Origin of the sequence: Pseudomonas shahriarae, from assembly GCF_014268455.2 — a bacterium.
Classification (GTDB): domain Bacteria; phylum Pseudomonadota; class Gammaproteobacteria; order Pseudomonadales; family Pseudomonadaceae; genus Aquipseudomonas; species Aquipseudomonas shahriarae.
Genome location: NZ_CP077085.1, coordinates 5,054,951 through 5,079,356 on the forward strand (window position 1 = coordinate 5,054,951; position 24,406 = coordinate 5,079,356).

Annotated in this window: 19 protein-coding genes; 8 read left to right on the top strand and 11 right to left on the bottom strand. The window is 61.9% G+C overall.

The annotated features are described in order from the left end of the window. Positions 1 to 47: 47 nt before the first annotated feature. Entirely contained in the window at positions 48 to 2,459 is a 2,412-nt protein-coding gene (locus tag HU773_RS22550; RefSeq protein ID WP_186625568.1) for a glucose/quinate/shikimate family membrane-bound PQQ-dependent dehydrogenase, read from the top strand. Positions 2,460 to 2,585: 126 nt separating this feature from the next. Here HU773_RS22550 and HU773_RS22555 read toward each other — a convergent pair whose 3' ends face one another. Continuing rightward, positions 2,586 to 4,922, bottom strand: coding sequence for a putative bifunctional diguanylate cyclase/phosphodiesterase (locus tag HU773_RS22555; protein ID WP_186625570.1), 2,337 nt, complete (start codon positions 4,920 to 4,922; stop codon positions 2,586 to 2,588). 362 nt (positions 4,923 to 5,284) lie between these two features. Here HU773_RS22555 and lon point away from each other — a divergent pair, with 362 nt between their 5' ends. The 6 genes from lon (at position 5,285) to cmoB (ending at position 11,992) form a co-directional block, all read left to right on the top strand. Continuing rightward, positions 5,285 to 7,705: an endopeptidase La gene (lon, locus tag HU773_RS22560; RefSeq protein WP_057438296.1), complete on the top strand. Its 2,421-nt coding sequence runs from the start codon at positions 5,285 to 5,287 to the stop codon at positions 7,703 to 7,705. Positions 7,706 to 7,948: 243 nt separating this feature from the next. After that, positions 7,949 to 8,911 carry an IS110 family RNA-guided transposase gene (locus HU773_RS22565; RefSeq protein WP_076965387.1) on the top strand — a complete coding sequence of 321 codons (963 nt, stop codon included), beginning with the start codon at positions 7,949 to 7,951 and terminating at the stop codon, positions 8,909 to 8,911. Between the two features lie 150 nt (positions 8,912 to 9,061). Next, the gene (locus tag HU773_RS22570; protein ID WP_057438294.1) at positions 9,062 to 9,454 is read left to right on the top strand and encodes a protease inhibitor I42 family protein; all 393 of its coding nucleotides are present in this window, start codon (positions 9,062 to 9,064) and stop codon (positions 9,452 to 9,454) included. 1 nt (position 9,455) lies between these two features. After that, on the top strand, positions 9,456 to 10,103 hold the full coding sequence (locus HU773_RS22575; protein ID WP_057958557.1) for a lysoplasmalogenase: 648 nt from the start codon (positions 9,456 to 9,458) through the stop codon (positions 10,101 to 10,103). Between the two features lie 192 nt (positions 10,104 to 10,295). Then, positions 10,296 to 11,039: a carboxy-S-adenosyl-L-methionine synthase CmoA gene (gene cmoA / locus HU773_RS22580; RefSeq protein ID WP_057438290.1), complete on the top strand. Its 744-nt coding sequence runs from the start codon at positions 10,296 to 10,298 to the stop codon at positions 11,037 to 11,039. Next, entirely contained in the window at positions 11,036 to 11,992 is a 957-nt protein-coding gene (cmoB, locus tag HU773_RS22585) for a tRNA 5-methoxyuridine(34)/uridine 5-oxyacetic acid(34) synthase CmoB (protein ID WP_057958556.1), read from the top strand. Before cmoA ends, cmoB begins: the two co-directional genes overlap by 4 nt. Positions 11,993 to 12,077: 85 nt before the next feature. On the opposite strand, the gene tadA is transcribed toward cmoB, so the two are convergent. From tadA to lptF, 10 genes are all read right to left on the bottom strand, one after another. After that, positions 12,078 to 12,569, bottom strand: a complete 492-nt coding sequence (gene tadA / locus HU773_RS22590) for a tRNA adenosine(34) deaminase TadA (protein WP_057958555.1) — start codon at positions 12,567 to 12,569, stop codon at positions 12,078 to 12,080. Next, complete coding sequence (locus HU773_RS22595; RefSeq protein WP_057438284.1) at positions 12,569 to 13,948, bottom strand: multicopper oxidase family protein; 1,380 nt, start codon at positions 13,946 to 13,948, stop codon at positions 12,569 to 12,571. Before HU773_RS22595 ends, tadA begins: the two co-directional genes overlap by 1 nt. 248 nt (positions 13,949 to 14,196) lie before the next feature. Beyond that, entirely contained in the window at positions 14,197 to 14,940 is a 744-nt protein-coding gene (gene pdxJ, locus HU773_RS22600) for a pyridoxine 5'-phosphate synthase (RefSeq protein ID WP_057438282.1), read from the bottom strand. A gap of 51 nt (positions 14,941 to 14,991) precedes the next feature. Beyond that, positions 14,992 to 15,681, bottom strand: coding sequence for a DNA repair protein RecO (gene recO, locus HU773_RS22605; RefSeq protein ID WP_057438280.1), 690 nt, complete (start codon positions 15,679 to 15,681; stop codon positions 14,992 to 14,994). Between the two features lie 166 nt (positions 15,682 to 15,847). Then, positions 15,848 to 16,750, bottom strand: a complete 903-nt coding sequence (gene era, locus HU773_RS22610; RefSeq protein WP_029297473.1) for a GTPase Era — start codon at positions 16,748 to 16,750, stop codon at positions 15,848 to 15,850. After that, on the bottom strand, positions 16,743 to 17,432 hold the full coding sequence (rnc, locus tag HU773_RS22615; RefSeq protein ID WP_029297476.1) for a ribonuclease III: 690 nt from the start codon (positions 17,430 to 17,432) through the stop codon (positions 16,743 to 16,745). Before rnc ends, era begins: the two co-directional genes overlap by 8 nt. 154 nt (positions 17,433 to 17,586) lie before the next feature. Continuing rightward, positions 17,587 to 18,441 (bottom strand): signal peptidase I, encoded by an 855-nt coding sequence (lepB, locus tag HU773_RS22620; protein WP_057438278.1) that lies wholly within the window; start codon positions 18,439 to 18,441, stop codon positions 17,587 to 17,589. A 5-nt stretch (positions 18,442 to 18,446) separates the two neighbouring features. Then, positions 18,447 to 20,246 carry a translation elongation factor 4 gene (gene lepA / locus HU773_RS22625; protein WP_003210439.1) on the bottom strand — a complete coding sequence of 600 codons (1,800 nt, stop codon included), beginning with the start codon at positions 20,244 to 20,246 and terminating at the stop codon, positions 18,447 to 18,449. Between the two features lie 152 nt (positions 20,247 to 20,398). Then, positions 20,399 to 21,478, bottom strand: a complete 1,080-nt coding sequence (lptG, locus tag HU773_RS22630) for an LPS export ABC transporter permease LptG (RefSeq protein ID WP_186625887.1) — start codon at positions 21,476 to 21,478, stop codon at positions 20,399 to 20,401. Then, positions 21,471 to 22,589: an LPS export ABC transporter permease LptF gene (gene lptF, locus HU773_RS22635; protein WP_057958552.1), complete on the bottom strand. Its 1,119-nt coding sequence runs from the start codon at positions 22,587 to 22,589 to the stop codon at positions 21,471 to 21,473. Before lptF ends, lptG begins: the two co-directional genes overlap by 8 nt. Positions 22,590 to 22,871: 282 nt before the next feature. On the opposite strand from lptF, the gene HU773_RS22640 reads away from it, so the two are divergent. After that, complete coding sequence (locus tag HU773_RS22640) at positions 22,872 to 24,362, top strand: leucyl aminopeptidase (RefSeq protein ID WP_057438272.1); 1,491 nt, start codon at positions 22,872 to 22,874, stop codon at positions 24,360 to 24,362. Positions 24,363 to 24,406 lie beyond the last annotated feature (44 nt).

Sequence of the window (24,406 nt, forward strand, 5' to 3'; positions counted from 1 at the left end):
CAGTGAACAAGCGCGGGACTACTTTAAACGTCATGGAGAATCACACTATGAGCACTGATGGTGCTTCAAGCCCAAGCCGCCTGCTGCCCAGGCTGCTGGGGATCTTGCTGCTGATCATGGGCCTGGCCTTGTTGGCCGGGGGCATCAAGCTGAGCATGCTCGGCGGGTCGCTGTACTACCTGCTGGCCGGTATCGGCATCACTCTGACCGGCGTCCTGCTGCTGGCTACGCGCCGCGCGGCGCTGGGCCTGTACGCTGTGGTGCTGTTCGCCAGTACGGTGTGGGCTCTGTGGGAAGTCGGCCTGGACTGGTGGCAACTGGTGCCGCGCCTGGCCCTGTTGTTCGGCCTGGGCATCGTCATGCTGCTGCCGTGGTTCCGCCGTCCCCTGCTGCGTGGCCAACCCGCCCCGCTGGGCACCGGCGCGCTGAGCGTAGCCGTGGTACTGGCCGGCGCAACCGCCGTGGCCAGCCAGTTCACCAACCCCGGTGAAATCAAGGGCCAACTGGACCGCGACGCGGTACCGGGCATGACCAATGCCGCGCCGGCCCAGGCCGATGGCGACTGGAATTCCTATGGCCGTTCGGGTTTCGGTGATCGTTACTCGCCGCTGGCGCAGATCACCCCGGAAAATGCCCACAAGCTGGTGCCGGCCTGGACTTATCGCACCGGCGACCTGCCTGGCCCGGGCGACCCTGGTGAAACCACTGCGGAAAACACCCCGCTGAAAGTCAACGGCATGCTCTACGTGTGCACACCGCACAGCCAGGTGATTGCCCTTGATCCGGATACCGGCAAGGAAATCTGGCGTTTCGACCCTAAGCTCTCGACGCAGAAAGCCGAGAACTTCAAGGGTTGGGCGCATATGACCTGCCGTGGCGTGTCGTATCACGATGACGCGGCCTACGCCGCCACCGAGCAAAGCCCGGCCACCGGCGCCGCCACGCCAGCCGCCAATGCCTGCCCGCGCCGCATTTTCCTGCCGACCGCCGACACCCGTCTGATCGCACTGAACGCCGACACCGGCAAGATGTGTGAAGACTTCGGCGACAAAGGCCAGGTCGACCTGGGCGCCAACATTGGCACCTTCGCCCCCGGTGGTTACTACTCCACCTCGCCGCCCGCCATCACCAAGAACCTGGTGGTCATTGGCGGTCACGTCACCGATAACGTCTCCACCGACGAACCAAGCGGCGTAATCCGCGCGTTCGACGTGCACACCGGCAAGCTGGTGTGGAACTGGGACAGCGGCAACCCGGACGACACCACGCCGATTGCCGAAGGCAAGACCTACACCCGCAACTCGCCCAACATGTGGTCGATGTTCGCCGTCGATGAAAAACTCGGCATGCTCTACCTGCCGATGGGCAACCAGACCCCGGACCAGTTCGGTGGCTACCGCACCCCGGCTTCCGAGCTGCACGCTGCCGGCCTGACCGCCCTGGATATCGACACCGGTAAAGTGCGCTGGCACTACCAGTTCACCCACCATGACCTGTGGGACATGGACGTGGGCGGCCAGCCAAGCCTGATCGACATCAAGACAGCGGCCGGCGTGAAGCAAGCCGTGATGGCCTCGACCAAGCAAGGCAGCATCTACGTGCTGGACCGTGCAACGGGCGAGCCGGTGGTGCCGATCAACGAAATCCCGGTACCGCAAGGCGCAGTGGCAGGCGATCACACCTCGCCGACCCAGCCCAAGTCCGACCTCAACTTCATGCCACCGCCCCTCAAGGAACGTGACATGTGGGGCGTGACCCCGTTCGACCAAATGCTCTGCCGGATCGACTTCAAATCCCTGCGCTACGATGGCCCGTTCACCCCGCCATCGCTGCAAGGTTCGATCGTTTACCCCGGCAACTTCGGCGTGTTCGACTGGGGCGGCATCTCGGTTGATCCGGTGCGCCAGATTGCCTTCGTCAACCCAAGCTACATGGCGTTCAAGTCGACCATGATCCCGGCAGAAAAAATCGCCGCCATGGGCCCGCGTGTCAGCGAGACCGAAGGTGTGCAGCCGAACAAAGGCACGCCTTATGGCGTGGTCCTGGAAGCCATGCTCTCGCCAATGGGCCTGCCATGCCAGGCACCGGCCTGGGGTTATGTGGCCGCCGTGGACTTGACCAACAACAAGACCATCTGGATGCACAAGAACGGCACCGTGCGTGACAGCTCGCCAGTGCCCATCCCCCTGAGCATGGGTGTGCCAAGCCTGGGCGGGGCCTTCACCACCGCCGGTGGCGTGTCCTTCCTCAGCGGTACCCTCGACCAGTACCTGCGTGCCTATGACGTGAAAAACGGCAAGCAACTGTGGGAAGGCCGCCTGCCTGCAGGCGCGCAAACCACCCCGATGACCTACACCGGCAAGGACGGCAAGCAGTACGTGCTGGTCGTGGCGGGCGGTCATGGTTCCCTGGGAACCAAGCAGGGTGACTATGTGATGGCGTTCAAGCTGGCGGATTAAGCGACAGCGGCAACAAAAAAACCCCGGAATTCCGGGGTTATTTATTTGAAACACAACTCAAATGTGGGAGCTGGCTTGCCTGCTCCCACACAAGCCCTCTCCCACATTTTGACCGCGCCGGCCCCGTCACACCGTACTGCGATCCCGGCGCATCCACATCTCAAAGGCCATGGCATTCAACGGCCGGCTGATCAGGTAGCCCTGGGCGGTGTCGCAATTCCATTGCTTGAGCAGCCTCAGGCTGGGTTCGAACTCCACCCCTTCGGCCACCACCTTGAGCCCCAGGTTGTGGCTCATCTCGATGGTCGAACGCACGATCACCGCGTCACCACTGGTGCTGTCGAGGTTGCGCACAAAGGACTGGTCGATCTTCAGCTCCTGCACCGGCAGGCGCTGCAACTGGGCCAGGGACGAGTAGCCCGTGCCGAAGTCGTCCACCGACAGGCTGATGCCACAGCCGCGCAGTTGCTCGAGGATGCGCAAGGCCTGTTCCGGGTTGTGCATGATCGCGCTTTCGGTGATCTCGAAAATCAACTGCCCGGCCAGCACCCCGTGCAATTCCAGCAGTTCGGTCACCCGCGGCGCCAACCCTTCGTCGCCGAGGTCGTCCACCGAAATGTTCAGCGACAGCTGCACCTCCAGCCCGCGCACGCTCCACTCTGCCAACTGGCGGATCGCCTCTTCGATCACCCAGTGGGTCAGGCTGGCCATGCTGCCGGAGCGTTCGGCCAGGGGGATGAATTCGACGGGGGACACCAGGCCCAGGGTCGGGTGCTGCCAGCGCAACAGTGCCTCGGCCTGGCGCACGTAGCCGTGGCGCAGGTCGAGCTTGGGTTGATAGCACAGGAACAATTCGTCTTCGATGGCGGCGCGGCGCAGGTCGCGGATCAGGCTGATCTGGCGTTGATGGGCAAGGTCGCGATCTTGTTGATAGATCTGCAGATAGCCGGGCAGCGCGGCCGCATCGTGGCGCGCAATGGCCGCGCGGCTGATCAGTTCTTCGACCTGCTGGCCATCTTCGGGGTAGGCGGCAATGCCCATGCTCACTTCGTGGCGCAGTTCATCGACACCCACCCGCTGCGGCTCGGTCAACAGGCTGTACAGGCGGTCGGCGCGGGCCACGGCGCTGTCGAGCTTGGTGTTTTCCAACAGTACCAGAAATTCGCTGCCGGTAATGCGCGCCGCCGAATCCCCGGCCGCCAGGCTCGACAGCAGGCAGCGGCTGGCTTCGCGCAACATTTCCTCGACCCCTTGGGGGCCAAAGCCTTCGTTGATCACCCGGTAGTTTTCAATCCCCAGGTACAGCAACACAACCGGGCGCCGCGCACTGATCGCACTGCCCAGGCGCTCCATGGCCAGGGCGCGGTTGGGCAGGCCGGTCAGCGCATCGTGCAGGGCATTGTGCGCCAGTTGCCGCTCGCGCACGGCGATGCCGCTTTGCATGGCATTGAAGGCACGGGCCAGCAGGCCGAATTCATCCTTGCCGCGCACCGCCACTGGCGTGCGGTAATCCCCGCCACCAATGCGCTCGGCTGCCTGCACCAGGGCATCGAGCGGGCGCGACACGCGGCGCGCCATCAACAGCGCACCCACCAGCGAGACCAACAGGGCCGCGAGGGCGATGCCGAGAAATTGCCGGTCCAGCGGCGCAAAGGATTGCAGGGCGTGGTCCAGCGGGCTTTGCAGCAAGGCCAGGACTTGCCCGCCATCGCCGGTGTTGGCCAGGGGCAGCACCTGGCTGAGAAAACGCTGGCCGTGAAACTCACTCATTTGTGCCAGCGCCCTGGGAGGCGACGCCTGTAGCGCCTCGATAATGGCCGGGCGATCGGTCACGGGCTGGGTGCTGAACAAGGCCCCCGGCTGGCCCTTGTCCACGCTCATGAACGACACCTCCAGGTTGCTCAGGGAGCGCAACTCGGCGGCGAACTCCTCATCCATGGAAAAGCCCATGACCACCCGCGCAATGGGCAGCGGGTCCAGCACATCTTCCTGGACCAGCAAAAAAGGCTGGCCGGCCAGGGAGACGACGAGCATTTGCAGGGAATTGCGCCGAGCCTGACGCAGCGCCTCGGCGTAGGGAAAGACTTGCTGCGCCGACACGTCAGCCAGGGTGCTGACGATGACCTGCCCATCCAGCCCCAGCACAAACACCTCACTGGAACGGATGCCGCTGCCCTGCCGGTGCAGGGCCGCGAGGATCGCCGCCGGCTGGCCCTCAGCGACGGCGCGACGGAACTGTTCGTCCACCGTCAGCCAGTCGAGGCCGTATTGCAGGCGCCGCCCGCGCAGGTCCAGCAGGCGCTCGAACACTCGGCTGCCGGTCTCCAGTTGCACCAGGGCCTGATTTTCCACGGCCCGGGTGGTGGCCACTTTCACGGCAAAATACACCGCGCCCACCACGACCAGCAGCAGCAACGCCAACACCCCCGCCAGCCGCGCCTGGAAGGCGTGGCGCCATTTCATCCGCTTGCCTCCTGGCAGCGTGCCCACGCCCCAGCTCAAGCGCCCTTTTGTCATACGCATCCCTCGCGACTGGCGGCCCGGTGTCAAATAAATGCCCGTTCATACCGGGCATTTGGAAAACCCAGATTAGCCTTCGCCGGGCAGAAGTAAACCTAATAAATACGGGAGGTTGGCTGACATTATTTTGACGACAGATCGCCGTCTAAACCGCGCAGGCACCCCAAAAATCGCCACCGATTTGCTGAAGGGGGACTGCGGTGACGTCGTAAATGTCATGCAATTTGTTGCTAACCACGCCGGGCCATTGAAACCACCGCTCACCTGCCCCATCTAACCTCCATACTTCACTGTGCAGGTGCCCCATGAGCGACCAGCAAGAATTCCCCGATATCGACCTCAACGACTACGCCGACCCCGAAAACGCTGAAACTCCGTCGTCCAACACCGGCCTGGCCCTGCCTGGGCAAAATCTGCCGGACAAGGTCTATATCATCCCGATCCACAACCGGCCGTTCTTCCCGGCGCAAGTGTTGCCGGTGATCGTCAATGAAGAGCCCTGGGCCGAGACCCTGGAGCTGGTGAGCAAATCCGACCACCACTCCCTGGCGCTGTTCTTCATGGACACGCCGCCCGAAGACCCGCGGCATTTCGATACCTCTGCCCTGCCGTTGTACGGCACCCTGGTCAAGGTGCATCACGCCAGCCGCGAAAACGGCAAGCTGCAGTTCGTTGCCCAGGGCCTGACCCGCGTGCGCATCAAGACCTGGCTCAAGCACCACCGCCCACCGTATCTGGTGGAGGTCGAATACCCGCACCAGCCCAGCGAGCCGACCGATGAGGTCAAGGCCTACGGCATGGCCCTGATCAATGCGATCAAGGAACTGCTGCCGCTCAACCCGCTGTACAGCGAAGAGCTGAAGAACTACCTCAACCGCTTCAGCCCCAACGACCCGTCGCCCCTGACCGACTTCGCCGCCGCGCTGACCTCGGCCACCGGTAACGAGTTGCAGGAAGTGCTGGACTGCGTGCCAATGCTCAAGCGCATGGAAAAAGTGTTGCCGATGCTGCGCAAAGAGGTGGAAGTCGCGCGCCTGCAAAAGGAAATCTCCGCCGAGGTGAACCGCAAGATCGGCGAGCACCAGCGCGAGTTTTTCCTCAAGGAACAACTCAAGGTGATCCAGCAGGAGCTGGGGCTGACCAAGGACGATCGCAGCGCCGACGTCGAACAGTTCGAGCAGCGCCTGGAAGGCAAGGTGCTGCCGGCCCAGGCGCAGAAACGCATTGATGAAGAGCTGAACAAGCTGTCGATCCTCGAAACCGGCTCGCCGGAATACGCGGTCACGCGTAACTACCTGGACTGGGCGACCTCGGTGCCGTGGGGCGTGTATGGCGAGGACAAACTCGACCTCAAACACGCACGCAAAGTCCTGGATAAACACCATGCGGGGCTGGACGACATCAAGAGTCGCATCCTCGAGTTCCTCGCGGTCGGCGCCTATAAAGGCGAAGTCGCCGGTTCCATCGTGCTGTTGGTAGGCCCGCCGGGTGTGGGCAAAACCAGCGTCGGCAAATCCATCGCCGAGTCTCTGGGGCGGCCGTTCTACCGTTTCAGCGTCGGCGGCATGCGCGACGAGGCCGAAATCAAGGGCCATCGCCGCACCTACATCGGCGCCCTGCCGGGCAAGCTGGTGCAGGCGCTCAAGGATGTGGAGGTGATGAACCCGGTGATCATGCTCGACGAGATCGACAAGATGGGCCAGAGCTACCAGGGCGACCCGGCGTCGGCCCTGCTGGAGACCCTCGACCCGGAACAGAACGTCGAATTCCTCGATCACTACCTGGACCTGCGCCTGGACCTGTCCAAAGTGCTGTTCGTGTGCACCGCCAACACCCTGGACTCGATCCCCGGCCCGTTGCTGGACCGTATGGAAGTGATTCGCCTGTCGGGCTATATCACCGAAGAAAAAGTCGCCATTGCCAAGCGTCACCTGTGGCCAAAGCAGTTGGAAAAAGCCGGCGTGGCCAAGAACAGCCTGAGCATCACCGATGGCGCCCTGCGCGCGCTGATCGACGGCTATGCCCGTGAAGCCGGGGTGCGCCAGTTGGAGAAGCAACTGGGCAAGCTGGTGCGCAAGGCGGTGGTCAAGCTGCTGGATGAGCCGGACTCGGTGATCAAGATCGGCAACAAGGACCTGGAAAGCTCCCTGGGCATGCCGGTGTTCCGCAACGAGCAGGTACTGTCGGGCACGGGTGTCATCACCGGCCTGGCCTGGACCAGCATGGGCGGCGCGACCTTGCCGATCGAGGCGACGCGTATCCACACGCTCAATCGTGGGTTCAAGCTCACCGGGCAGTTGGGTGAAGTGATGAAGGAATCCGCCGAAATCGCCTATAGCTACATCAGCTCCAACCTGAAGTCGTTTGGCGGTGACCCGAAGTTCTTCGACGAAGCCTTCGTGCACCTGCACGTGCCGGAAGGCGCCACGCCCAAGGACGGCCCGAGTGCCGGGGTGACCATGGCCAGTGCGCTGCTCTCGCTGGCGCGCAACCAGCCGCCGAAAAAAGGCGTGGCCATGACCGGCGAACTGACCCTGACCGGGCACGTACTGCCGATTGGTGGCGTGCGCGAGAAGGTGATTGCGGCGCGGCGCCAGAAGATCCATGAACTGATCCTGCCGGAGCCCAACCGGGGCAGCTTTGAAGAATTGCCGGAGTACCTCAAGGAAGGCATGACGGTGCACTTTGCCAAGCGCTTTGCGGATGTGGCGAAGGTGTTGTTCTGATAGATCTGTAGCGTTGGCACTGGCCTCATCGCGGGCAAGCCCGCTTGTATGGTTAGACTTGTAGGGGTGGTGGGACTAAAAGCCAGCATCTGACTCTAGCCAGTACAGACCGTGGGAGACTTCGTCCCACCCCTTCACCAAAGCGCCGATAAGGAATGCATCGGCCATGACCGACGATAGAAGCAAGCCAGCGCAACGGTGAAGCCCCGACAAGCCCGTAAACCCTAACCCGGAGCTTTTCTCATGGCAATGACTGTCTCGCAATCAATCATTGGAGTGGATGTCGCTAAAGCCGAAGTAGTTGTTTATCAAAGTGAAACTGCTGAAACAAAGATCGTATCGAACAAGAAAAGCGAGCTGAAGGCATGGCTGAAGTCTTTGCCTGCGGGCAGCGCCATCGCAATTGAAGCCACCAATATCTATCACGTGGATACCGTCAACTTGGCTCATTCGATGGGCCATATCGTTTACGTGATTGATGGATATCGCCTTAGCCATTACCGCAAAGGCACAGGTGGTCGCGCTAAAACAGACTTCAGTGATGCGCAGTTGCTGGCTCGCTACTTGAAGAATGAACAGGCTGATTTACGCGCCTGGAATCCGCCGCCGAAGATTTATACCAAGCTTCAAAGCTTGCTGCGTCGACGCGCAGCGCTGGTGAAAATGCGTGTTGCACTGAATCAGAGCTGGGCGGGCGAGCCATCACTCAAGGCCTCGTCCAAGAGCATTTCAGCGTGTCTTGATAGGCATGAGGGGCTCATTGAGAAAAGGATATTAGATGCTGTTACTGAGGCGGGGCTTTTGCATCAGGTCAAGCGCTGCCAAGCCGTCGAGGGCATTGGTTTTCTGACAGCGGTTGCCCTGGTAATGGCGTTTCAGCGAGGAGAATTTGAAAGTGCTGACGCTTACATCGCGTTCTTGGGAATGGACTTGAGAGTATCCGATTCCGGGCAAATGAGCGGACGCCGCTCATTGAGCAAGAAGGGAGATTCAGAGATACGCAGATTGCTGCATAACGCGGCGTCAGCAGGTATCAGGTCAGAAGCCTGGAAACCTTTATACGAGGGTTATCTAGCCAGGGGCCTGAAAACGACTCAAGCCCTGGTCATCATTGGCCGCAAGCTGGCGCGCATCGCCTTTTCGCTCATGAAAAACCTGAGCGAATACCAGTCAAAAGCGGTTTTGGGGGCTTCCCCAAAACCATAGAATCTCCCACATTTTGATATGTGAACACATTCAAGTGTGGGAGCGGGCTTGCCCGCGATGGCGTCAGCCGCCTCAACACAAAACCCTGCTGTAACACCTTGTCTCATCTTCGGTTATGCTCGCCCTTCGTCGCCAATAAACGGAGCCTTCATGACCGCTGCCCGCCTGCTTCTTCCGCTAAGCCTCGCCCTGCTCGCGGCTTGCGCCAGTGCACCGAAGCAAAACGTCACCGTCGAAAAACAGAGCGCCTGCCCGCTCAAGCTCAAGGCCGGGCAAAACCTGACCCTGACCTTGCCGAGCAACCCCACCACCGGTTATCGCTGGGCGATCCAGGATTCGGCCGGCGGCGTGCTGCGCAGCCTCGGCCCCGAGGTCTACAGCAACCCCGAGGACGCCGGCGTAGTGGGTGCCGCCGGGCAATCCACCTGGCGCTTCCAGGCCTTTACCGCAGGCACTGGCCGCCTGCGCCTGACCTCCCAACAACCCTGGGCCCCGGAAGTGAATCCGGTGGACACCTTTGACTGCGCCATTACGGTGAACTGATATGCCATGGATGATTCTTGCGTTGATGGGTGCGGGTACCTTTATCTACGGTCTGAGCACGCATGCCACCTTGCTGTGCCTGTTGGTCAAGCCGCTGCCGGTACTGGCGCTGTTGGGTTGGCTGCATGATGCGCCGCCCAGTGACTATCGACGCTGGATCAGCCTGGGGTTGATCTTCTCCGTGGTGGGCGATGTGTTGCTGGCCTGGCCCGGCGACCTGTTTATCTTCGGCCTGGGCGCGTTTTTGTTCGCGCACCTGGCGTATCTCAAAGCCTACTTCAGCGACTGCCGGCGCCCGGCCCTGTTGCCGCTGGCCTTGGCCCTGGGGGTTGGGGCGATCCTGTTGAGCATCCTGATATCCCACGGCCTGGGCGACTTGCTGATTCCGGTGGTGGTGTATGCGCTGGTGATCAGCGCCATGCTCTGGCGTGCACTGGCGCGCCTGGGCAGCGACGTACCCAAGCGCTCGGCGCAGTTGGCGGCCGTCGGCGCGGCGTTGTTTGTGTTTTCCGACACGCTGATCGGCATCAACCGCTTTGTGGTGACCTTCGATGCCGCACCGTACCTGTTGATCATCACCTACTGGTTGGGACAGTGGGGCATCACCGCATCGGCCTTTTCCCAGCCGCGCCGCACGCCCCTGACCTGACTCCCCCTGTGGCGAGCGGGCTTGCCCGCGTTGGGGCGCGCAGCGGCCCCCTAGATGGGACTGCTGCGCAATCCAGCGCGGGCAAGCCCGCTCGCCACAACAAGCCCGCTCGCCACAGATCAGAGAAGGCGCGCATCGCTCGGCCAAGTTGGCTAAAATGCCGGCCTTTTCCACTTCGTCGCCGGAACAGCCGTGAGCAAAGAACCCGATCGCCTATTCGCCCAGCCCTTGCCCCAGGTGCCGGACTTCGCCTTTAACGAGGACGTGGTGCGGGTGTTCCCGGACATGATCAAGCGCTCGGTGCCCGGTTACCCGACGATTGTCGAGAACCTCGGCGTGCTGGCGGCGCAGTTTGCCCAGCCGGGCAGCGTGCTGTACGACCTGGGTTCGTCCCTGGGCGCGGTGACCCAGGCCCTGCGTCGCCACGTGCGCACCGACGGTTGCCGGGTGATCGCTGTGGATAACTCGGCGGCGATGGTCGAGCGCTGCCGCGAATACCTCAACGGCCAGGACTCGATGTTCCAGGAGCTGCTGCCGGTGGAGGTGATCGAAGGCGATATCCTCGCCCTAGAGTTCCAGCCGGCCTCGGTGGTGGCGCTGAATTTCACCCTGCAATTTATCGCCCCCGAGGAGCGCCTGGCCTTGCTCGGGCGGATTCGCCAATCGCTGCTGCCCGGTGGCGCGCTGATTCTCTCGGAAAAACTGCGCTTCAATGATCCCGAAGAACATGCATTGCTCACCGATCTGCACGTAGCGTTCAAACGCGCCAACGGCTACAGCGAACTGGAAATCGCCCAGAAGCGCAGCGCCATCGAAAACGTCATGAAGCCCGACAGCCTCGAAGAACACCGCGAACGCCTGCTGGCGGCCGGGTTCTCGAAAGTCGTGCCGTGGTTCCAGTGTCTTAACTTTGCCTCGTTGATTGCCTTGCCATGATTGATCTGTCCCCCCTCGCCCGCCATCTGGTCGGCACTCCCCTGGCCGTGTGGGCCCAGGGCCTGCAAGCACAACTCGATGCAAAAATGGAAAAGGGCCATGGCGACCTGGCGCGCTGGCAAAGTGCGCTGGATGCGCTGCCCAAGATCCTGCCAAGCGAAGTCGACCTGCTGAACGGCCTGACCCTCGACACCGATTGCGATGACACAACCCGTGAGCAGATGCATGCCGCGCTGATGGGCCTGAGCCCGTGGCGCAAAGGCCCGTTCAACCTGTTCGGGGTGCACGTGGACACCGAATGGCGCTCGGACTGGAAATGGTCGCGGGTCGCGCCGCACCTGAACCTTGCGGGCAAGCGCATCCTCGATGTGGGCTGTGGCAACGGCTACTACATGTGGCGCATGCTCGGCGCCGGCGCCGACAGTGTGATTGGCGTGGACCCCAACTGGTTGTTCTTCTGCCAGTTCCAGGCGGTGCAGCGCTACCTGTCGGCGCCCAACGCCTGGCACCTGCCCTTCCCGTTCGAAGACCTGCCGCCGAACATGGAAGGTTTTGACACGGTGTTCTCCATGGGCGTGTTTTACCACCGCCGCTCGCCGATCGAGCATTTGTTGGCGCTCAAGGATTGCCTGGTCAAGGGCGGCGAACTGGTGCTGGAAACGCTGGTGATCGAGGGCGATCAACAACAGGTACTGGTGCCGGAAGACCGTTACGCGCAGATGCGCAATGTGTGGTTCCTGCCCTCGGTGCCGGCGCTGATGCTATGGCTGCGGCGTGCCGGCTTCACTGAGGTGCGCTGCGTGGATGTGAGCGTGACCACGGTCGAGGAACAACGCGGGACAGAGTGGATGAAGTATCAGTCCCTGAGTGACTTCCTCGATCCTGAGGATCACAGCAAGACGATTGAAGGGCTGCCGGCGCCGATGCGCGCGGTGATCATCGCCAAGAAGTAACCCCCAATCGCCCTGAGAAAATACAGATCAAAAATGTGGGAGCTGGCTTGCCTGCTCCCACATTGATCTGGTTCTCACATTGAGGTCAGGGTTTAGCCCGGCGCGCCTTGAAGAACTCACTCAACACCGCTCCGCACTCCTCGGCCAGCACCCCGCCTTCATACATCACCCGATGATTGAGAAAGCCCTGGGTAAAGAATTGCCCCTGGCTTTGCACAATCCCCGCCTTGGGCTCCAGCGCGCCGTACACCACCCGCGCGATGCGCGAGTGGACGATCAGCCCGGCGCACATGCTGCACGGCTCCAGGGTCACATACAGGGTGCTGCCCGGCAGGCGGTAGTTGCTGACGGCCTGGGCCGCCGCGCGGATGGCGACCATCTCGGCGTGGGCGCTGGGGTCGCTGCCGCTGATCGGGCAGTTGAAGCCGCGCCCGATGATTTCGCCGTCCTGCACCAGCACCGCACCCACCGGCACTTCGCCGAGGGCCGCGCCCTGGGCGGCGAGGGCCAGGGCTTCGCGCATAAAGTCCTGGTCGCGGCTGCGGTCGATAATCGCCGTCGGGCGTATCTGGCGCATCACGCCACCTCGATGGCGGCCATCAGGCCGGTTTCCATATGGTCGATCACATGGCAGTGGAACATCCACACCCCAGGGTTATCCGCCACCAACGCCACGCGAGCGCGCTCGTTCTTGCCCAGCAGGTAGGTGTCGGTGAAGTACGGTGTGACTTTGTGCCGGTTCGAGGCGATGACCTTGAAACTCATGCCATGCAGGTGGATCGGGTGCTGGTACTGGGTCATGTTCTTCAGTTCGAAAATATAGCTCTTGCCCAACTCGAGCTTGGCAATCGGGCGGTCGGCGCAGGTCTTGTCGGTGATATCCCAGGCCTGGCCGTTGATCTGCCACAGGCTCGGCGGCCTGTTTTCGACATCGACCGAGACCGAGCCGACCCATTCGAAATTGAAGTTGAGTTTCTCGGCATTCGCCAGGTCGGGCTCGGCAATCGGGTTGGCCGGCAACGCCGGTGGCCACTCGCCGGGGGCGTCGGTGTTGGCCACCGAGCGGAAGGTGCCCAGACGCACCGGGCCATTGCGGATCGACAGCTCTTCGCCGGCCGGCGGGGCCTTGATTGCCAGGCAGATGCGCATGCCCGGGCCCAGCCAGTATTCCTTGCCCAGGGGCCGTGGCTCGATGGGGTTGCCGTCCAGCGCGTAGATCTGCGCCTCGACGTTGGGGATATTCAGGCGATAGGTCAGGGTGTTGTCGAGGTTGAGCAGGCGCACCCGGGTGATTTGCCCGGCAGGCAGGTCGATGACCGCCTGCGGCACACCGTTGATGGTCGACAGGCGCCCGGCCGTACCGCCACGGGCTGCTTCGCGGGGGATGCTGAACTCGACAAATTCACCCTGCTCGTCGATATGCCAGTTTTTCAGGCTCAGGGTGCGTTCGTGCTGGAAGCCGGTGGGCTCGCGCTCTTCGACAATCAACGGGCCGACCAGGCCACGACCCAGTTCTTCGCTGCTGCTGACATGGGGGTGATACCAGTAGCTGCCGGCATCCGGCACGCGGAACTGGTAGTCGAAATACTCACCGGGCAATACCGGCAGTTGCGAGACGTAGGGCACGCCGTCCATTTCCAGGGGCAGGCGGATGCCGTGCCAGTGGATGGTGGTGGCAACCGGCAGATGGTTGATAAAGCGCACCCGCAGCCATTCGCCCTGGCGTACGCGCAACTCGGTGCCCGGCGCCGAAGGGCCAAAGGCCCAAGCCTCGGTCTTGTGTCCCGGCACCAGTTCCACGTCCAACGGTGCGGCGATCAACTCGTAATCGCGCCCGGCGCTGGCGTCCGCGACTTTCCCCAGCCAGTAGCGATAGGCGCCACCGGCACCGACACCCACGACTGCCAGGCCGACGAGGCCACCAAGGATTTGTCGACGGGAAAAGGATCGGGACACAACAACCTCACAAATCTGCGCAGGCCCAAGGCCCGCAAAGGGCAAATACGATACACCCCTGCCGGCTAAACAGTAAGGCTTCGCATTGCCGCATGTGGGAAAGGCCTTATGTGGGAGCAAGCTTGTGTGGGAGCGGGTTTGCCCGCGATAGCGCTGTGTCAGTCAATAGAGGTATCGACTGAAACGCCCTTATCGCGGGCAAGCCCGCTCCCACACAAGCCCGCGCCACGTTGAATCTTTGGCGTTGATTAGGGCTTGGCGGCAGCCAGGATCAGCGCTTTCATTTCGGCAACCGCTCCTTTGAAACCGACGAACAGCGCGTGCGCCACCAGCGCGTGGCCGATGTTCAGTTCGTTGATGCCCTTGATCGCCGCCACGGCTTCGACGTTGTGGTAGTGCAGGCCATGGCCGGCGTTGACGATCAGGCCCTCGCGCAGGCCACAGGCCACGCCGTCGATGATGCGCTGCAGTTCTTCGGCCACTTCGGTGGGGGTGGTGGCATCGGCGTAGCGGCCGGTGTGCAACTCGATGGCCGGGGCGCCCACGCGGCGCGAGGCTTCGATCTGCCGTTCGTCGGCGTCGATAAACAGCGAGACTTCACTGCCGATCTGCGACAGGCGCTCGACCGCCGCCTTGATCCGCGCTTCCTGGCCGGCGACATCCAGGCCGCCTTCGGTGGTGAGTTCCTGGCGGGTTTCCGGGACCAGGCAGATATGCGCCGGACGGATGCGCTCGGCGAAGGCCATCATTTCTTCGGTGATGCCCATTTCGAAGTTCATGCGCGTTTGCAGCACGTCCTTGAGCACCAGTACGTCGCGCTCCTGGATGTGCCGGCGGTCTTCGCGCAGGTGCACGGTGATCCCATCGGCGCCGGCTTCTTCGGCATCCAGCGCGGCCTTGACCGGATCAGGGTAGCGAGTGCCCCGGGCCTGGCGCAGGGTGGCGACGTGGTCGATGTTGACGCCAAGAAGAATGCGATTGCTGGTGGTCACGGAAGCGCTCCTGAAAAGGGAAAGAATCGGCGCACAGCATACACGGGGATGTCAGGGCTTTCGAAACAACTCGCGACTGACCAGCGGCCGACCGCCCAGATGCACGGCCAGGGCCTGGCGCATCAGGCGCTTGGCCGCAGACAAGGCACCGGGGGCGCTCCAGTCGGCGTCGGCCATGGCCAGCAACTCGGTGCCCTGGAACAGGCCGGGTTGCAGCAGGTAGACGCGCTCCAGGCCGGCATCCACCTGCAGGCGGTACATGCCGTCGCTGGCGATGGGCTCGCCGTGCAGGTCGTTGCTCAGTTCAAAACCGTAGCCCAGGTCGTCGAGCAGACGCCACTCGAAAGCACGCAACAGCGGCTCCAGGGGGCGGCCTTCGGCCAGGGCCAGCAAGGTCGCAGCGTAGTGATCGAACACTGCGGGGTGGGGGTCTTCGGCGGGCAGCAGGCGGATCAGCAGTTCATTGAGGTAGAGGCCGCTGAACAGCGCCTCGCCATTGAGCCAGGCCGAGGTGCCGATGCTTTCCAGGCGGCCGACGTTTTTCAGCTCGCCCTTGCCGCGAAACTCCACGTCCAGGGCCACGAATGGCCGCGCCAGCGTGCCCGCCTTGCCCCGCGCACTGCGCAACACCGCGCGCAGCCGGCCCTGGGGCGTGAGGAAGTCCACCAGGGCGCTGGTCTCGCGGTAGGCGCGGCTGTGCAGGACGTAGGCGGGTTGGCTGGGGGGTGGGGTTGGGGACATGGGGTTCTCGCTGCGGGAACACGGTCTGGAAAACAACGACTATCCAATGTGGGAGCGGGCTTGCTCGCGAATGCGGTGGGTCAGCCAAAGCATCTGGTGACTGATCCATTGCATTCGCGAGCAAGCCCGCTCCCACATTTTGTCCTGCGGTGTTACTAAAGGCTGATTACAGGTCGCCGTAGCCCAGGGAGCGCAGTGCACGCTCATCATCGGACCAGCCACCCTTAACCTTCACCCACAGGTTAAGCATGATCTTGGAATCGAACAGCAATTCCATGTCCTTGCGCGCCTCGGTGCCGATGCGCTTGATGCGCTCGCCCTTGTCGCCAATGATGATTTTCTTCTGGCCGTCACGTTCGACGAGGATCAGCGCATGGATATGCAGGGTCTTGCCCTGCTGCTTGAACTCTTCGATTTCCACGGTGATCTGGTACGGCAGTTCGGCGCCCATCTGGCGCATGATTTTCTCGCGTACCAGTTCAGCGGCGAGGAAGCGGCTGCTGCGGTCGGTAATCTGGTCTTCCGGGAAGAAGTGCTCGTTCTCCGGCAGGTAGCCGGCGATCACCCGCTCCAGGGCTTCGAGGTTGTGCCCGTGCTGGGCCGAGATCGGCATGATCTGGGCGTTCGGCAGTTGTTCCTGCAACCAGCTCAGGTGCGGCATCAGCTCGGCTTTGTCTTCGATGCGGTCGGTCTTGTTCAGCGCGACGATCAAAGGGCCGGTGACGTACTGCACACGCTCGAGGACCATCTGGTCTTCATCGGTCCACTTGGTGCGGTCAACCACGAAGATCACCACGTCGACGTCTTTCAACGCCGCCGAAGCGGTCTTGTTCATGTAGCGGTTCAGGGCTTTCTCGCCACCTTTGTGCATGCCTGGGGTATCGACATAGACCGCTTGCACGTTGCCTTCGGTCTTGATGCCCAGCATGTTGTGGCGGGTGGTCTGCGGCTTGCGCGAGGTGATCGCCAGCTTCTGCCCGAGGATGTGGTTGAGCAGCGTGGACTTGCCCACGTTGGGACGGCCGACGATGGCAACATAGCCACAGCGTGTTGCGGTTGAATCAGTCATGGCCATTCTCCACGCCCAGGGCAATCAGTGCTGCAGCGGCCGCTACCTGTTCGGCAATACGACGGCTCACACCCTGACCTCGGCTTTTTTCGTTCAATAAGGTGACTTCGCATTCGACGAAGAACACACGGCAATGCGGCTCACCCTGGATATCCACCACTTCGTAGCGTGGCAGTTCACAGCCGCGCGACTGCAAAAATTCCTGCAGGCGGGTCTTGGGATCCTTGTTGGTATCCACCAGGGTCAGGCTGTCGATTTCCGACGCCAGCCAGGCCATGACCCGCTCCTTGGCCACTTCCATCCCGGCATCGAGATAGATCGCGCCGATCAGGGCTTCCAGGGCATCGGCCAGGATCGACTCGCGACGGAAACCGCCGCTTTTCAACTCGCCGGACCCCAGGCGCAGGTACTCGCCCAGGTCAAAACCACGGGCCAATACGGCCAGGGTCTCGCCTTTCACCAGGCGCGCGCGCAGGCGCGACAGCTGGCCTTCACGGGCCAGGGGGAAGCGGTTGAACAAGGCTTCGCCCGCGGCGAAGTTGAGAATGGCATCACCGAGGAATTCCAGGCGTTCATTGTTGCGCCCGGCAAAACTGCGATGTGTGAGGGCAAGGACCATCAATTCCTGGTCCTTGAAGGTGTAGCCGAGCTGACGCTCAAGACGACTCAAAGAAACGCTCACGGTTTACCTACTTTCAGTACGTGGCGGCAAAGGCCATCGACGATTAACGCTGTGTTCAAATTCAAATCCTGGCAATGCTGCGTATCGCTCGAGGCCGGACCAATGTCCAAGCCCCAGAAAAGCATTCGGCGCTGTGTTCACAGCGCCGCATGGATTACTTGATCAGCCCCACCCGCGAGAAGTTCGGCAGGTGGCTGAGTTTGGGTTCGGGCCAGCTCATCCAGACCGCGAAGGCCTTGCCGACGATATTCTGGTCCGGAACCATGCCCAGCAGCTCCTTGGGAATGCTTGGATCATCCCAGTAGCGGCTGTCGTTGGAGTTGTCGCGGTTGTCGCCCATCATGAAGTAGTGCCCGGCAGGCACGGTCCACTGGTTGTCGGGCGGCGAACGGTAGCGGCTCATTTCCTTGCGGATCTGGTGCTCTACCGCCCCGAGTTTTTCCTCGTACAGCTCGGCGCTGCCCAGGGTATTCGGCTCGGCACCGATGAGTTTCTCAGCCACCGACTCGCCATTGACGAACAGGCGTTTGTCGCTGGTGTAGCGAATCACGTCACCCGGCAGGCCGACCACACGCTTGATGTAGTTGACGTTCGGGTCGCTTGGGTAGCGGAACACCATCACATCGCCGCGCTGCGGATCACCCACCTCGATGATTTTCTTGTCGATCACCGGCAAGCGGATCCCGTAGGAAAACTTGTTCACCAGGATAAAGTCGCCCACATCCAGGGTTGGCTTCATCGAACCCGAAGGAATCTGGAACGGCTCTACCAGAAACGAGCGCAGCACCAGCACGATGAACAACACCGGGAAGAACGACTTGCCGTATTCAACCAGCAGGGGCTCTTTGTTCAGCTTCTCGATCACCACGCCATCGGGCTGGCTGACGCTGCCCTGATAGGACGCGATGGCCGCCCGGCGACGCGGGGCGAAGAACAGCAGATCGAGCAGCGCCAGGAAGCCACAGACGGCAACGGCGATGACCAGCAACAGCGGGAAATTTAGTGACATAGGACCTAACTATCCAACCTGAGCACCGCAAGGAAGGCTTCTTGTGGAATTTCCACGTTACCCACTTGCTTCATGCGTTTTTTACCGGCCTTTTGCTTCTCAAGCAGCTTGCGCTTACGGCTGACGTCGCCGCCATAGCATTTGGCCAGTACGTTCTTTCTGAGAGCCTTGACGGAGGTCCGCGCAATGATCTGCCCGCCAATGGCGGCCTGGATCGCAACGTCGAACATCTGGCGCGGAATCAGTTCCTTCATCTTCTCGGTCAACTGGCGACCTTTGTAGTGCGCATTATCCTTGTGCACGATCAGCGCCAGGGCATCGACCTTGTCGCCGTTGATCAGCACATCGAGCTTCACCAGATTGGCCGATTGATAACGGTCGAAATGGTAATCCAGCGAAGCATAGCCGCGACTGGTGGATTTGAGACGGTCAAAGAAGTCCAGGACCACTTCGTTCATCGGCAAATCGTAGGTCACTTGGACCTGGGTACCGAGGAACAGCATGTCGTGCTGCACGCCACGCTTTTCGATACACAGGGTAATGACGTTGCCCAGGTGCTCCTGCGGCACAAGAATATTGGCGCGCACGATCGGTTCGCGCATGTCTTCGATCGACGACAGATCCGGCAGCTTGGACGGGTTGTCGACGTAAATCGTTTCACCGGTTTTCAGCGCCAGCTCAAAAATAACGGTTGGCGCGGTGGTGATCAGGTCCAGGTCGTACTCGCGCTCCAGGCGCTCCTGGATGATTTCCATGTGCAGCATGCCCAGGAACCCGCAGCGGAAGCCGAAGCCCAGGGCGTCGGAGCTTTCCGGGGTGTACTGCAACGACGAGTCGTTGAGGGTCAGCTTTTGCAGGGCTTCGCGGAAATCCTCGAAGTCATCGGAGCTGACCGGGAACAGGCCGGCGTAGACCTGGGGCTGGATGCGCTTGAAGCCTGGCAGCACGTCAACATCAGGCGTCGAGCTCAAGGTCAGGGTGTCACCGACCGGCGCACCGTGGATGTCCTTGATACCGGCGATGATGAAGCCTACTTCACCGGCTTTCAGATCAGTGGTAGCGGTGTGCTTGGGGTTGAATACACCGACGCTGTCCACCAGGTGGATCTTGCCGGTGGACTTGACCAGGATCTTGTCGCCCTTCTTCACCCGGCCATGGCGCACGCGTACCAGGGACACAACGCCCAGGTAGTTGTCGAACCAGGAGTCGATGATCAACGCTTGCAGCGGATCTTCGTAGTTACCGGTTGGCGCAGGAATGGTCTTGACCAGGCGCTCGAGCACTTCGTCGACACCCAGGCCGGTCTTGGCGCTGCACTCGACAGCGTCGGTGGCGTCAATGCCGATGATTTTTTCGATTTCTTCCTTCACACGGTCCGGATCGGCCTGTGGCAGGTCGATCTTGTTCAGCACCGGCATGACTTCCAGGCCCTGCTCGATCGCGGTGTAGCAGTTGGCCACGGACTGGGCTTCAACGCCCTGCCCCGCGTCCACTACCAACAGCGCGCCTTCGCAGGCGGCCAGGGAACGGCTGACTTCGTAGGTGAAGTCGACGTGGCCCGGGGTGTCAATGAAGTTCAGCTGGTACTTGATACCGTCTTTGGCGGTGTAGTACAGGGTAACGCTGTGGGCCTTGATGGTGATCCCGCGCTCGCGTTCGAGGTCCATGGAGTCCAGGACCTGGGCTTCCATTTCACGCTCGGCAAGGCCGCCGCACATCTGGATGAATCGATCGGCCAGCGTCGACTTACCATGGTCAATGTGGGCGATGATGGAGAAATTGCGGATATGACTCAAATCACTCACGGATCAACACTCAAAAAGGCTGCAGGCAGATTGCCCGCTGAAAAATAGCCGGGAATTGTACCTGATGCTCAGGCCAGACGTCATCTTTGACGACCAATAACAAAAATGCCCCGTTCTTGCGAATGGGGCATTTTTTGTTCAACAACCGCGGATCAACCGGCCCGCCGCAGCAGCCAGAACCCGGCCAGGGCACAGATGCCGGTCGGCACCAGCACCGCAAACAGCGGCGAGAAGCCGAATACCAGGCTCGACGGCCCCAGCAGGTCCTGGGCAATGCGGAAGGTGAAACCGACCAATACCCCGGTAAATACTCGCTGGCCCAGGGTTACCGAGCGCAACGGGCCGAAAATAAACGAAATCGCCATCAGCACCAGGGCAGCCGTCACCACCGGCTGCAACACCTTGACCCAAAATGCCAGCCAGTAGCGGCCGTTGTTCAGGCCCTGGTCCTTGAGGTAGTGGATGTAGCTCCACAAACCGGAGATCGGCAGGCTTTCCGGGATCATCACCACGGTATTGAGCAGTTCCGGCTTGAGGGCGATGTCCCAGGTCTGTGTCGGCTCGTTGATCACCTCGGTGCTGGCCTCGGTGCCTTTGCCGGGGTTGCGGAAATGGGTAGTGGTGACATCGCTCAGCACCCACTGGTTGTCATTGAACTGTGCCCGTTTGGCAAAGCTCGACGACAGCATGTGGCGCTCTTCATCAAAGCGATAGCGGGTCACACCCACCAGCAGGCCACCGGGTTGCACGGCGTTGATGTGGATAAATTCATCGCCCTGGCGGTGCCACAGGCCCCGCTTGGAGCTCTGCGCGTCGCCCGAGCCCTGGGCCAGCGCACGGTTGGCCTGGGCGGTGGTTTCCGCCGGTGGCGCCACGTATTCGCCGATCAATACGCTGGTGGCCATCAGCAGCAGCATGGGTTTCATCACCGCCCAGACGATACGGGCAATGGACACCCCCGCGGCGCGCATGATGGTCAGCTCGCTGTTGCTGGCCAGGCTGCCCAGGCCGATCAGGCAGCCGATCAGTGCGGCCATCGGCATCATGTCGTAGAGCCGGCGCGGCGCGGTCAGCGCCACGTAGCTCAGTACGTCAGTGACCGTATAGGTATCGGTGACGTTGCCCACTTCATCAATGAAGGCAAACAACGACGCCAGGCCGAGGATGATGCCCAATACCGCCAGGATGGCGACCAGTACGCTGCTACCGATGTAGCGATCCAACTTACCCACGAGCCATCTCCTTCATGCCGCGACGGCTCTGCATTTTCAAGCGAATCGGTTCCCAATACAGCAGGCCCAGGCCAATTACCAGGAAGATGCCGTGGACCCACCACAGCCCCAGGGTCGGCGACAGCTTGCCCTTCTCCAGGGAGCCACGGGCGGAAATCAGGATGGTCAGGTAGGCCATGTACAGCAGGATCGCCGGCAGCAGCTTGAGGAAGCGGCCCTGGCGCGGGTTGACCCGGGACAGCGGCACCGCCATCAAGGTGACGATAAACACCAGCAGTGGCAGGGAAATACGCCATTGCAGCTCGGCAATCGAGCGCAGTTGCTTGCTGCCGATCAGGGCTGAGGTCGGGATGGCATCGCGGTCGGTGACCTCGTTGCTCACATCCGGCCGGGCCAGCATGACCCCGTAGGTGTCGTACTTGATGGCACGGTAGTCGGCCTGGCCGGGGCTGCCGTCGTAGCGGTAGCCGTTTTCCAGGATCAGGTAGCGGCTGCCGTCCGGACGCACTTCCTGGCGCCCGCTATCGGCCACCAGCACGGAAATGCCTCGGTCTTTCTTGTCCTGGCCCAGGCGCTTCTCGGAGATGAACACACCGCCGAGGTTGGCCCGATCGTCGGTCATGCGCTCGGTGTAGGTTACGCGGGTGCCGTCGTTGAGCGCCTGGAAGCGCCCCGGTTCGAGGGTGTCGAACTCGGTCATCGCGTCCTGTTTGTTGAGCACCAGTTGGAATTGCATGGCGCCCTGGGGCGCCAGGCTCAGGCTCAGCCAGGCCACCACCAGCGCTACGCCGGTGGCCGGGACCATGGTCATGGCCAGCAGACGCTGCTGGCTCATGCCGGTGGCCGACAGCACGGTCATCTCGCTTTCGAGGTAGAGCCGGCCATAGGCCAGCAGGATCCCGAGAAACAGGCCCAGGGGCAGGATCAGTTGCAAGAAGCCAGGCAGGCGGAACCCCATGATCAGGAACAACGAGCCCGGATCCAGGGCACCCGAGGCGGCCTGGGCCAGGTATTTGACGAAACGACCACTCATGATGATGACCAGCAGTACCGCACTCACGGCACTCAGGGTCAGCAGAACTTCGCGGGACAGATAACGGAAGACGATCAAACCAGACACTCCAGGGTTGTCAGGCTAAGGCGGCCAAACAAGCAAGCATATCAAGTCGCCCCGTTGACACGGGCCGGCGAAAAAGATGGCGCATTATCCTGTGATTGTCCGCGCCTGTCACGGAGCTTGCTCACACCCATGCACAAAGCTGGCGTCAAGGGTTGTCAGGCTCGGGCGACGCGGTACAAACTGCGGGCTTTGTCGCGGCCGTCTACAGGCGGCCCAGCCCACAGGCCGGAGTACAGACTCCAGGCTCTTTGACCTTATATAAGGGACCCGAACATGGAATTGGTTGTAAAAAGCGTTAGCCCCGAAACGTTGAAGACCGCCACCCTCGTGGTCGCCATCGGCGAAGGCCGCAAGCTCGGCGCGGCCGCCAAACAAGTCGATGAACTGAGCGGTGGCGCCATCAGCGCGGTGCTCAAGCGTGGCGACCTGGCCGGCAAAGTCGGGCAAAGCCTGCTGTTGCAAGGCCTGCCGAACCTCAAAGCCGACCGCGTATTGCTGGTGGGTGTGGGCAAGGATGCCGAACTGGGCGACCGCCCGTTCCGCAAGATCATCAGCGCCATCCTCAACACCCTCAAGGGCCTGGGCGGCAGCGATGCGGCACTGGCGCTGGACGAAATCGTGGTCAAGGGCCGCGACAGCTACGGCAAGACCCGCCTGTTGGCCGAAACCCTGCTGGACGGTGGTTACACGTTCGAACAGTTCAAGAGCCAGAAAGCCGAACCCCGCGCCCTGAAGAAAATCACCCTGCTGACCATCAAGGCCGCCCAGGCTGAAGTACAGCGCGCCACCACCCACGCCCAGGCCATCGCTGCGGGCATGGCGTTCACCCGCGACCTGGGCAATATGCCACCAAACATCTGCCACCCGACCTACCTCGGTGAACAGGCCAAGGCCTTGGGCAAAGAATTCAAGGGCCTGAAAGTCGAAGTCCTCGACGAGAAGAAGATCAAAGAACTGGGCATGGGCTCGTTCTATGCCGTGGGCCAGGGCAGCGACCAGCCGCCCCGCCTGATCGTCATGCAATACAACGGCGGCAAGAAGGCCGACAAACCGTTCGCCCTGGTCGGTAAAGGCATCACCTTCGACACCGGCGGCATCAGCCTCAAGCCGGGTGCCGGCATGGACGAGATGAAGTACGACATGGGCGGCGCCGCCAGTGTGTTCGGTACCCTGCGCGCCGTGCTGGAGCTCAAGCTGCCGATCAACCTGGTGTGCATCCTGGCCTGTGCCGAAAACATGCCGAGCGGCGGTGCTGCCCGCCCAGGCGATATCGTGACCACCATGAGCGGCCAGACCGTGGAAATCCTCAACACCGACGCCGAAGGCCGCCTGGTGCTGTGCGATGCCCTGACCTACGCCGAGCGCTTCAAGCCCCAGGCAGTGATTGATATCGCCACCCTGACCGGCGCCTGCATCGTCGCTCTCGGCTCCCACACCTCGGGCCTGCTGGGCAACAACGACGAGCTGGTCGAGCAATTGCTCAGCGCCGGCAAGGCGGCCGACGACCGCGCCTGGCAGTTGCCCCTGTTCGATGAGTACCAGGAGCAACTGGACAGCCCGTTCGCCGACATCGCCAACATTGGCGGGCCAAAGGCCGGCACCATCACGGCGGCGTGCTTCCTGTCGCGTTTTGCCAAGAACTTCAACTGGGCCCACCTGGATATCGCCGGCACCGCCTGGACCAGCGGTGGCAAGGACAAAGGCGCTACCGGCCGTCCGGTGCCGTTGCTGACCCAGTACCTGCTGGATCGCGCCAAAGCCTAAACGCAACTCTGTAGGAGCCGATTTACAGGCTCCTACAGGTTTTT

Bases quoted from the DNA above. Each gene is read 5' to 3' on its own strand.
- HU773_RS22550 (WP_186625568.1), top strand. From the start codon at position 48: ATGAGCACTGATGGTGCTTCAAGCCCAAGCCGCCTGCTGCCCAGGCTG.
- HU773_RS22555 (WP_186625570.1), bottom strand. From the start codon at position 4,922: ATGAAATGGCGCCACGCCTTCCAGGCGCGGCTGGCGGGGGTGTTGGCG.
- lon (WP_057438296.1), top strand. From the start codon at position 5,285: ATGAGCGACCAGCAAGAATTCCCCGATATCGACCTCAACGACTACGCC.
- HU773_RS22565 (WP_076965387.1), top strand. From the start codon at position 7,949: ATGGCAATGACTGTCTCGCAATCAATCATTGGAGTGGATGTCGCTAAA.
- HU773_RS22570 (WP_057438294.1), top strand. From the start codon at position 9,062: ATGACCGCTGCCCGCCTGCTTCTTCCGCTAAGCCTCGCCCTGCTCGCG.
- HU773_RS22575 (WP_057958557.1), top strand. From the start codon at position 9,456: ATGCCATGGATGATTCTTGCGTTGATGGGTGCGGGTACCTTTATCTAC.
- cmoB (WP_057958556.1), top strand. From the start codon at position 11,036: ATGATTGATCTGTCCCCCCTCGCCCGCCATCTGGTCGGCACTCCCCTG.
- tadA (WP_057958555.1), bottom strand. From the start codon at position 12,569: ATGCGCCAGATACGCCCGACGGCGATTATCGACCGCAGCCGCGACCAG.
- recO (WP_057438280.1), bottom strand. From the start codon at position 15,681: ATGTCCCCAACCCCACCCCCCAGCCAACCCGCCTACGTCCTGCACAGC.
- era (WP_029297473.1), bottom strand. From the start codon at position 16,750: ATGACTGATTCAACCGCAACACGCTGTGGCTATGTTGCCATCGTCGGC.
- lepB (WP_057438278.1), bottom strand. From the start codon at position 18,441: ATGTCACTAAATTTCCCGCTGTTGCTGGTCATCGCCGTTGCCGTCTGT.
- HU773_RS22640 (WP_057438272.1), top strand. From the start codon at position 22,872: ATGGAATTGGTTGTAAAAAGCGTTAGCCCCGAAACGTTGAAGACCGCC.